This window comes from Flavobacterium flabelliforme (assembly GCF_017948675.1).
Taxonomy (GTDB): Bacteria; Bacteroidota; Bacteroidia; order Flavobacteriales; family Flavobacteriaceae; genus Flavobacterium; species Flavobacterium pygoscelis.
Map to the genome: position 1 here is coordinate 1 of NZ_JAGFBU010000053.1, position 228 is coordinate 228.

Consider the following 228-nt stretch of genomic DNA (forward strand, 5'->3'; position numbering starts at 1 on the left):
GCTGGGTTCGCGTCTCCGTATACTTTGGTTTTATTATCGGCTACCACACTCACGTTGATCGCTTTTGGTGTTACCGTTAATAGAGCGTCTGTTGTGCTTATCGTATAGTTTGGATTACTGCCTAAAGTCACTGCAATTGGATAGCTTCCTACTGCTGAAGTGGTCGTAGCGGTGGTGCTTAACGTATAGTCAATCACATCGCCATTTACCGTTCCGGTTACCACAGCG

General features: G+C 46.5%; 1 protein-coding gene. It reads right to left on the reverse strand.

Features of this window, described 5'->3' with window-relative positions:
- Positions 1-228 (reverse strand): MBG domain-containing protein (locus tag J3S90_RS16260; RefSeq protein WP_210646992.1); only part of this gene is annotated, 228 nt, incomplete at both ends.